This is a genomic window from Methylocystis sp. (assembly GCF_051061225.1).
Taxonomy (GTDB): domain Bacteria; phylum Pseudomonadota; class Alphaproteobacteria; order Rhizobiales; family Beijerinckiaceae; genus Methylocystis.
This window is the reverse complement of sequence record NZ_JBPFEB010000121.1, coordinates 1-7393: the sequence shown is the minus strand read 5'-3', so window position 1 is coordinate 7393 and position 7393 is coordinate 1. Positions and strand designations below refer to the sequence as shown.

Sequence of the window (7393 nt, the reverse complement as noted above, 5' to 3'; positions counted from 1 at the left end):
CCGACATGGGCGAAGATCTCCCGCAGGAGGACTTCATTCCCGGGTCCGGACCAGCGGTAACGAAAAAAGGCGACCTTTGGCGGCTGGGCAGGCATCGCATCCTGTGTGGCGACGCGCGCAAGCCCAACGTTTATGCGAGGCCCATGAACGGGGCGGCGGCCGCGGCGGTCTTTGCCGATCCGCCGTATAACGTCCCGATCGGACTGTTATCGCGGCCGAAAAGGTCGGGCGCCTCTGCTACGGGCTTGAGATCGACCCGTCTTATGTCGACGTCGCCGTGCGGCGTTGGCAGGAGTATGCGGACGCGGACGCCGTGCTCGAGGGCGACGGACGGACCTTCGATGAGGTTGCGGCGGAGCAATTGGGGGTAGGGGAGGGGGCTGGCGATGACTCTCCTTAATAGCCGCGCCCCCACGCGGCGCCTGCCAACAGGGACTTGACTGAAATGGGTAAGTGGCGAGGCCCTTCGCAACCGCCCGACTATGAAGTCGGTTACGGCCGGCCGCCGAAAGGCACGCGCTTTCGCCCCGGCCAGAGCGGGAATCCCAAAGGGCGGCCGCGTCGACAGAGAACAATCGGCGCCTCTCTCCAGCGGGCCCTCTCGAGACGGGTCAGGGTCCAGGAAAACGGCGTCACGAAAAAAGTGTCGGTGAAAGACATCATCGCGTCGCAACTGACCAACAAGGCGGCGAAGGGCGATTTGAGAGTCACGAAGTTGCTCTTTGACCTGACAGACGGATATCAGGGTTCGACCGAAGAGGCGGCGATTGCCGGGGGATGAAAAGACTTGACCTATAAAAATGGACGAGGACGCCTCTCGCCAGAGGGAATACTTTGAGCACATCCACGATTCCGCTGATCACACGCCTGTCGTCGACCCGCGCCTTGCCCCTCGTGTCGCTAGGAAGGTGCGGGTAATCTTCGAGAACTGGGCGTCAGTAAGCCAGAAGCAGTCGGAAATAATTGGCGTTTCCTTTCCATAGCCTATGAATCACGCCGCCGAGCGCCTCCTATCAGAGGAGTCTGCCGCGACTCTGAAATCGGGGCGGCTCCTCTTCGTGGACGCAACGACCGCTGAGAAAAATTACGGGAAGCACTCGCGGACGCATCATCTGCCTGTGCGAGCGCGCGCCAAAGACCGCAGTATTTTGCGCGGCCTCCAGGCGCAGCTTCGCAGCCGAATTCCTTCCCTTGACCAGCACGCTGGGCCCGCTGGAGTGGAAGCTATACTAGCAATCTTCATCCAGGAGTCCGGGAGCCACAGGTCCTTCGTGATCGACGGCGTAACGCCTGCCTTCATCGGGAGGACGAGGTCTCGGGACCACGCTTCGTTCCGCAGGGGTGGAGACCCGTGGATCGACCAGAGGAATCTTGAATTCGAAGGCGGCTCCCTGACCGGGTTTCGCTTTGACTCTGATTTCCCAGCCATGACGGTCAGCAATTGATTTGCAGATCGCAAGTTCAATCCCGTTTCCTGGGTATTCAACCTTGTTCGGTACGGGTCGCAACGGCTCAAACACCGCTTTGGCAAACTCCTCATCAAACCCGACGCCTTTGTCGGTGATCTCAAGGCGAAGGTCACCGTCTTCCCCAGCGTCCGCTTCTATGCTGATTTTCGCCCCTTCCCCTTCTTTGCGAAACCTAATCGCATTGATGAGAATGTTTCGTAGAAGGCAAGCGAACTGAGATCGATCTGCCTTAAAGCGGACAGAAGGTAGTTTCACCGTCACCGCCGACCCTGTTTCCGAAATTGCACCGTGAAGTTCTCGAAGGAGGGCGTCTATTTCTGTCCGAATGTCGAGTTTTTCCAGGTGCAATCCGCCCATGACTGCGCCAGAATAAGTCAGGAGATCGTCGACCAGCTTTCGGGCAGTAGCTGCATAGCTGCGCATGGCTTCTTGAGCGTAAATCATATCCGCCTTATTGGAGGAGGCCAAAGCATTTTCCAGCAGCCCAGAAAACGCTTCGATCTTGCGGAGAGGCTCCTGGAGATCTAGCGAAGTTACGTAAATGAAGCGCGCCAGCGGTTCCGACGTGGACGCCGCCGCATAGTCGCTCTCAAGCGCCTGCTTGAGATTTTCTACAGTGCGCCGTGCGCCCTTGTTCAGCGATTCGTGCAGACTCTGGCGGAAGGGGCGCATGAAAAAGCGCCGCTCCTCAAACTGGATCCGAAATGAGACGAGCGTGGACTCCTCTGTCTGCTTTTCAAAGTCGTAACAAGCGGTGAACGGCTCTGTGAGCCCCTTCAGGCAGATCGCTTTGGGCGGCGTTACGGATTCAATTTCGAACTTTGACACGGTGCGGATTCCCCGATCCACCGTTGTCTGTCTCACTTTCATGCCGGCTTTCGCCGTGCCGGGCTGTAGAAGCTCAAACTCGACCACCTGTGGGCACCAGCGTGGGTAATTTTCGAAAAAGCGAAGCGCCGTGAAATCAAACACTGCAGAGAGCGGGCGCTGGACAACGACCGAGGCAACTCCGCCAATCATACTCGCCGGCCTGAATATCTGCATTACAGGATCTCCTTAAGCGGCCACCTGTGCCTTAGAAGATGGCCAACATGAGCCCGCCATCAAGGCCTTCGGAAGGAGGCTTTTGTGCCAGCAATGACCGTCTTTGGGGCTTGATTTTTGGCGTGTGCTGAACGACGTCCTAGTAGGAAGCTAAGGGAATGCCCATCAAGGGAGGGATCGAACCATGGGCTCCGGTGCCGAAGGCGGTCTCTTTATGGTTGCGGCCGGGCTTTTCGTATTGCTGCTGTGCATGGAGAAGTTGCGGCCATACAAGCCAGTGCCGACGTCAAGTTTGAGAGAGTCGTTCAAGACCAACGCGTCGACCTTTCTGGTTAACAACATGGTTATGAACGCGCTCTCCCTTTCAAGCCTATTTGTCGTCGCTCAGCGTTACGGCTCTCACGGCCTTCTGCACGATTGGGCCAATGGGCCACTCAAATGGGCCATCTGCTTCATCTTCTTTGATTTTCTGGTCTATTCCTGGCACTTCCTCGGGCACAAATCCGAGCTTCTATGGCGTCTCCACAAAATACACCACAGCGACAAGAACATTCACGTCTCTACGGGCCTGCGCTTTCACCTGCTTGATCAGCTTCTGGAGGTTGCTGTTAAGTGCTGTGGCGTTATAGCAATCGGTGCGACCGCACATGTGGTCGTAGTGTGTGAAATTACCCGGATGTTCTTTGTCTTCTTCCACCATGCCAATGTCGCCATCCCCGGGGAACGCTGGCTCTCTTATGTCTTGATCACGCCAAACCTGCACCGCGTGCATCACTCGGCGCGGCGCATCGAGCACGACAGCAATTACGGCATCGTCCTTTCCATTTGGGATATGCTATTTGGAACACGCAAACTGCTCGTGCCGAGAAAATTCGGCCTCGAATTTGTCGAAGCGGGGAATATCCTCCAGCTTTTTAGCTTGGCGTTCATAACTGAGTATTCATTTGCAAGGGTGCTTCATCATCTGCCAAGAGTGGACGAGCGATTGGATTTCGAGTCGGCTATGATCCGTCAGCCTTCAAGGGCACGAGAGGTCCAAAAGATAGAGGGCGTCCCCAGAAAAATTTTTTAGCGCTTCGGGCTCCATTAAGAGCCTGTTCGGCAGCGTTCGCAAACGAAAGGCCAGTTTACGGAAGCGAAATATGAATGAAGGGCGCCACCGAGTTCGACCTCAATAGTGGCGGCAACTCACAGCAAACACACTTCCGAACGTGTTGCGGCCTTCCACGAAGAGGCAACCGCGATTGCTCAGCAAGAGGCCGTGGAGAACCAATGAAGCTTTAGTAGATCCCCTTAAGTGCTTTCCAAGGTGCTAGCGGCTAAATTGAGTAGGTATGAAGCCGCGCGCCCGGTTCGTAGTCTGATTGACTTGCGGAGTTGATGAGATCCAAGGGGTTGGGAGAGAACGATTACCCTCCGTCGATGCCACATACCGGGCGCTGTGTCGCGTTGCTCGCAGGAGCCACGCTTCACAGCGCAACCGATAAGTCGGTCGGATGGCGAACCATGATCTTGACACGCAAGAGGTAGGAGCGTCGCCCACGGGCGACATTTTGCTTGATCGTTACTACATTGAACGGGCGGCTCTGGTTCGCCTTCGCACGAATGCATGAGGGCTACCACGCGGATCGCCGCCCGCTTCTTGTTCGCGCTGATCAGAGCCGTTCCCTGCAAAATCCACACGTGTTCACCGATAACGGAACGCAAGGTCCCGATCCTCCATAAGCTGCGCGATCCCGTCCCGTTCATTCTCCGCAAGATCCCAAAAGCGTTTGCCTCTCGCTCGCCACGCCCGCTCTCCAAGGCTCAAGCTGGAGCGAGTGGCAGATCACTCCTGCCGCTCCCTAAGGCCACATAGGAACATCGCGTCATAACCCATTGAGATATACAGCTTTTATCTTAGTCTATGCATTTCGCCCCCAGCTCGGCCCACAGGGACGCCCGCCGGTTTCTAAGGGGTCGCCGCGCGGCGCAAATGATCGCGAGGCCGCGGCCCGCGGCGGTTGGTTCGGATCAGCCCGCTGGGAACCGCGGCTCCGGTACTCGTGGGTGCTTATGCCTCAACAGGCGTCTTCTTTGTGTAGCCCAGTCTCGAACATCCGGTCCCTCTGCGACTTTAGCAGATTGGGCCCGAAGGCGGTCGCTCTCGTGAGGACCCCCCGCTGCGGCTTGGCCCGCTACCCCAAGGGGCCAAGTCGCCCGTCGGGGACCATCGACTTGCGGAAGCACCTTCGGCTTGAAGCGAAAGCCTACCACCTGCAAAAACAGGAGTAAGGACATGATCAAGTTACGGCAGATCAACCGCCACATTGTCGGCATTTCGGCAGTGGCTATCGCAATCGCCGGGCTCGGCATCGCCGCCAACGCCAATTTTAGCCGGCAAACCGAAACCATATCGCAAATGAGCAGCACTCAGAACGCGGATAGGTGGGCCAACGCAACCAACCAGCCATGGGCCAATCCTGCACAGCTAAACCAGATTCCCTCGAATGCTTACGGCTCCGCACAGCCATCTGAGTCAGCTCGACCAAACGCTATGAGCGAAACTCGGACAGCGGTTTCGCCCTCGCCAAACCCGAGCAAGACCGCAAAGGCGACGGGTGAGACCGAGGCGCAAAATTGGACGGATAGAGAATGGGAAATCGCATCTAAGGCCGTGGCCGCATATAGAATGGCTGGGAAAGCCGCGCAGGCCCTCGTTCCAAACAGAGGCTCTGAAACATCCTGGCAGCCTCCAGAGGAAATCGCCAACGGAGGCACCCGTGTGAATCGGTGAACGGAAAGCAAGGAGGCTACCGGGGCCTCTTTCTTATCTCGATTGAAAGCCTGATGCCTGCACAGGCACTGCGCCATTCGGAAGCCGTTTCCGACAAAGCTGCTAAAAAAGGGCCCGGCAAGAGGGGGGCGGGCCTTCTCCTTGGGGCAGTCAAGAACTGCGCGCCGTGTGGCGAAAAAAACGAATCAGCTCGGCATCTCCGACCCCTGATGAGGTTTGTAGTTTGGAATACCTCCAAACGTGAATAATCTCGCGCGTGATCACCGAGGCATCTCAAAAAGTTGCTGCCATAATGCTAATACGAAAAAGGGGCATCCGGTTGGTCGTGCGCGAGCTTATGAACCGCCCATTTGGTCGCTTGCATGCCTTGATGGGTGTGCGAACATTTTTCCGCCTCCGCGATCGCGGCTTCAAGAGATTCAGGACAAAACGGTTTGGACACGATCAAACAGGGTCCCGCCTTTTCGACAACCTTCGCAAGGTCAGGATCGCCGGTTACGAAAATCACACAGGCGTCGGTGCTTTTCAATATTTCGTCCACCGCCTTGAAGCCGGAAGTCCCGTCACTCAACACAATGTCCGCGATGATGATGCGCGGCTTTGCTTCCACTCCCAGAGCCAGCGCTTCGTTATGTGTTCTCGCTGGACCAACCGTTATGTAGCCACGGTCGTGCAGTGTCAGCTCTATGTCGGCGGCGACAATCGCTTCATCTTCTATGATCAGAGCGCGCGAGTCCTCAATGCGGCAGCTCGGGCCGACGAACAGAGAAGATGAAGCCTGCCCCATGACCCACTAACGCTAACTTGGCGAAAAACAGTTTTCGCCGCGTCCGACACTACGCCGCTTATAGTAGCCAGGCAACAGGTCCGTTGCTTCCCGCCCCGTAAGCGGCGCGCAGTTCCTGTGTGCTCTTCTCTAGCAACTTCCACACGAAGTTTTCCGACCGAAATTGTTCACGGCGACAGCCAAGCTTTTCGATCGCTGCCAGGCACACTACCGTGTTCTTGTTTCGACGGTGCTTTTTCAGGTGAGCGGCTCGCCTTCCGAGCCCGGCGGGCCGCTATTTCCCATGAGAATATCATCCGCCCTGGCCCCTAGGTGTGGTCTCTGAGGAGAATGTTCACCCGAGCTGAAGGCTTGAGAGTGGTCGTTGCCACACGATGCACTCGGGACTTCTTCGGATGAACAACCCCCATAAGAATGCGCGAATGACGCCGCTTGGTCGAGCGGAAATGGTTCGACGGATACAGGAAGGCCAGCCGTTGGCGGTCGTCGCCAACGGCTTTGCAATCAGCGAAAGAACTGCCCGCAAATGGCTGGCGCGGTTCGAGAAGGAAGGGCGAGCCGGGCTGGAGAACCGCTCCTCGCGACCCAGGGAGGTCGCGAACCGCACCGGCGAGCCCTGGCTGATCTCGATCGAGCGGCTGCTGCGGGAGTATCGCCTGACGGGCGAGGAGATCGCCGAAAAGCTGTCCATGGCCCGTTCGACCGTCGCCGGCTGGCTGACGCGCCGGGGGCTCGGGCGGCTTGCGGCGCTGGAGCCCCAGGCGCCCGTGCGTCGCTACCAGCGTGACCGGCCCGGCGAGTTGCTGCATCTCGACATCAAGAAGCTCGCTCGCTTCGAAGGGGTCGGCCATCGCATCACCGGAGACAGGCGGGGGCGCAGCGAAGGCATGGGCTACGACTGTCTGCACGTCGCGATCGACGACGCCACGCGCCTCGCCTATGTGGAAGTCCTCCCCGATGAGAGAAAGCAGTCGACGACTGGCTTTCTCGTCCGCGCGCTTCGCTGGTTCAGGGCGCGGGGCGTCGAGGTCGAGCGCGTCATGACCGACAACGGTTCGGGCTATGTCGCCAAGCTGTTCCGCAAAGCCTTGCGGATGCTGGGCAAACGCCACATCCGAACGCGGCCTTACACGCCGAAAACCAACGGCAAGGCCGAGCGCTTCATTCAGACGATGGTGCGTGAATGGGCCTACGCCATTCCTTTCAAATCATCCGATGCGCGCGCCGCCGATCTCGACCGATGGCTCTCGTGGTATAATGACCGCAGGCCTCATTCGGCCCTAAACCGACGACCGCCCACTCAGGCTCTCCTCGGAA

General features: G+C 57.9%; 6 protein-coding genes and 1 pseudogene. 4 read left to right on the top strand and 3 right to left on the bottom strand.

What is annotated here, in order from left to right; translation table 11 throughout:
* Positions 1–445: 445 nt before the first annotated feature.
* Entirely contained in the window at positions 446–781 is a 336-nt protein-coding gene (locus ACR652_RS20235) for a DUF5681 domain-containing protein (RefSeq protein ID WP_434508272.1), read from the top strand.
* Positions 782–833: 52 nt separating this feature from the next.
* Here the strand turns inward: ACR652_RS20235 and ACR652_RS20230 are convergent.
* Positions 834–961, bottom strand: a pseudogene (locus tag ACR652_RS20230) (transposase); the annotation flags it as partial.
* A 268-nt stretch (positions 962–1229) separates the two neighbouring features.
* Entirely contained in the window at positions 1230–2513 is a 1284-nt protein-coding gene (locus tag ACR652_RS20225) for an ATP-binding protein (protein WP_434508271.1), read from the bottom strand.
* 184 nt (positions 2514–2697) lie between these two features.
* Here ACR652_RS20225 and ACR652_RS20220 point away from each other — a divergent pair, with 184 nt between their 5' ends.
* Both ACR652_RS20220 and ACR652_RS20215 read left to right on the top strand, forming a co-directional pair.
* A complete protein-coding gene (locus ACR652_RS20220; protein ID WP_434508270.1) occupies positions 2698–3585 on the top strand; it encodes a sterol desaturase family protein in 888 nt (295 codons plus the stop codon).
* A 1206-nt stretch (positions 3586–4791) separates the two neighbouring features.
* Positions 4792–5289: a hypothetical protein gene (locus ACR652_RS20215; RefSeq protein WP_434508269.1), complete on the top strand. Its 498-nt coding sequence runs from the start codon at positions 4792–4794 to the stop codon at positions 5287–5289.
* Between the two features lie 295 nt (positions 5290–5584).
* On the opposite strand, the gene ACR652_RS20210 is transcribed toward ACR652_RS20215, so the two are convergent.
* On the bottom strand, positions 5585–6076 hold the full coding sequence (locus tag ACR652_RS20210) for a response regulator (RefSeq protein ID WP_434508268.1): 492 nt from the start codon (positions 6074–6076) through the stop codon (positions 5585–5587).
* A gap of 395 nt (positions 6077–6471) precedes the next feature.
* Here ACR652_RS20210 and ACR652_RS20205 point away from each other — a divergent pair.
* A partial coding sequence (locus ACR652_RS20205; protein WP_434508267.1) for an IS481 family transposase occupies positions 6472–7393 on the top strand: 922 nt, incomplete at its 3' end.